Origin of the sequence: Streptomyces sp. sk2.1, assembly GCF_008120935.1 — a bacterium.
GTDB lineage: Bacteria > Actinomycetota > Actinomycetes > Streptomycetales > Streptomycetaceae > Streptomyces.
Genome location: NZ_RDBO01000087.1, coordinates 1260 through 3331, shown reverse-complemented (window position 1 = coordinate 3331; position 2072 = coordinate 1260). Strand labels below are relative to the sequence as shown.

The following is a 2072-nucleotide window of genomic DNA, read 5'->3' as shown; positions in this document are numbered from 1 at the left end:
CAGGAAACACCGCACCACGATCGCGGACCCGGCCGCCGTGAAGGCTACCGACCTGATCGGACGCGACTTCACCGCGTCAGAGCCCAACACCAAGTACGTCGGCGACATCACGTACTTGCCCGTGTCCGGCGCGAAGCCGCTCTATCTGGCGACAGTCATCGACCTGTGCTCCCGCCGGCTGGCGGGCTGGGCGATCGCCGACCACATGCGGGCCGAACTCGTCGTCGACGCCCTGGCCGCGGCCGAGCGGACCCGCGGCAGCCTGAAGGGRGCCATCATGCACACCGATCACGGCTCCCCAGCCCGGACTCAATCGGTCGTCGCAACACCGGCTTCCGGGGTCAAGAGTAGGTGCTCGTTGAGGGCTTCGGCGGGTGTCTTCCAGGCGAGGGTTTTGCGGGGCCTGTTGTTGAGCGCGAGGGCAACGGCCTCGAGTTCGCTGGCGTCCCATCGCGACAGGTCGGTGCCTTTCGGGAAGTACTGGCGAAGGAGTCCGTTCGTGTTCTCGTTGGTGCCCCGCTGCCAGGGGCTGTGCGGGTCGGCGAAGTAAACCTTCAGGCCCGTGTCGATGCGGAGTTGAGCATGCTGGGCCAGCTCCTTGCCGCGGTCCCAGGTCAGTGACCGCCGCAGATGTTCGGGCAGCGTGGTGATCGTGTCAGCGATCGCGTCCTTCACGGCCTCGGCGCCGCGGCCTGCCAGTGCCGGGCCGTTCTTCACTCGTGGTTCGAGGCCGTAACCGTCCATTCGGGGCAGGTGCAGCAGCATCGTGAACCTGGTCGTGCGCTCGACGAGCGTGCCGACCGCCGAATGGTTCAGGCCGATGATCAGGTCGCCCTCCCAGTGCCCCGGGACCGCTCGGTCCTCGGCCTCAGCCGGTCGTTCGCTGATCATCAGCTCAGGCGTGACATGGCCACCGGGACGCCGCCGCGTTCGAGCACGCGGGACGCGCAACGCTCGCCCGGTGCGCAGACAGGCGACCATTTCGCGCTTGAGCGCGCCGCGGCCCTGGACATAGAGGGCCTGGTAGATCGCCTTGTGCGAGATGCGCATGGACTCATCATCGGGGAAGTCGGCCTTGAGCCGGTTCGAGATCTGTTGCGGACTCCACGACGTCGCCCACCGCCGGTCTCGCCGCCTGGGCTTGTTGCGGCCTTTCCACTGGGGCGTTGCAGGCCCCGGCACAGGCGTCCCGTCTGCAGCCCGGATCACCCCGGCGAGCCTGTCCTGCACGTATCCACACAGCCGCTCATTCCCCGCCAGCTTCGCGGTCTTCGGCCTCTGTGCTCTGCGCTCGGCATGCCACTGCGCGGTGGTCGCCCGATACTCCAGACGGTAGGTGCGCGTTGACGCGTTCCGGCGTAGCTCCCGCGAGATCGTCGACGGCGAGCGGCCCAGCCGACGCGCGATCTCACGGACCCCGATGTTCTGAGCCCGCCACAGGGCGATGTCCTCGCGCTCCGCAAACGACAGATAGCGTCCCGACACCGTCGGGGAGAGATTCGGTCCCACGCCGCCAGCGTGGCGAAACCACCGTGTCCCGACTGCGGGCGACACCCCGGCCTCGACTCCTGCTTCCTCCGAGCGGAGCCCTCGGGCGATCGCAGCCCAGAACCGCACGCGGTCCTCACGCCACGCAACTGTTGGCCGGCCCGGCGACGGCATCTGCCCCCGGTACTCACGAACCCTGCGCTGCTGCGGGCCAACACCCATTACTCCACCTCCGACTACGAGGTGTTGCGACGATCAGTTGAATCCACCCAGTACACAAGTGCRGCCTTCGCCGCCGCCTGCGAGCGGGCCGGGGTGAGAAGGAGCATGAGCGCCGTGGGCAGTTCGGCGGACAACGCCGCCGCGGAGAGCTGGAACGCGTCCATGAAGAGGGAGACCCTCAAGGGCGCGAAGGCGTGGCCCACCGCTCGTCACGCCCGGCTCGCGGCCTTCCGCTGGGCCAGCCGCTACAACACCCGACGCCGGCACTCCCGCCTCGGACAACGCTCCCCGATCATCTACGAGAACACCTTCTTCGAACCCGCAACTACACTTCCCCAAGCTGCATAACCCCGTGTCCAACA

General features: G+C 67.9%; 1 protein-coding gene and 2 pseudogenes. 2 read left to right on the top strand and 1 reads right to left on the bottom strand.

Features of this window, described 5'->3' with window-relative positions; all coding sequences use genetic code 11:
* Nucleotides 1–298 (top strand): annotated as a pseudogene (locus EAO76_RS46995) (DDE-type integrase/transposase/recombinase); the annotation flags it as partial.
* Nucleotides 299–309: 11 nt separating this feature from the next.
* On the opposite strand, the gene EAO76_RS39700 reads toward EAO76_RS46995, so the two are convergent.
* On the bottom strand, nt 310–1710 hold the full coding sequence (locus tag EAO76_RS39700; protein ID WP_187438985.1) for an IS30 family transposase: 1401 nt from the start codon (nt 1708–1710) through the stop codon (nt 310–312).
* A gap of 33 nt (nt 1711–1743) precedes the next feature.
* Between EAO76_RS39700 and EAO76_RS45035 the strand changes: the two are divergent.
* Nucleotides 1744–2058, top strand: a pseudogene (locus tag EAO76_RS45035) (integrase core domain-containing protein); the annotation flags it as partial.
* Between the last annotated feature and the right edge of the window lie 14 nt (nt 2059–2072).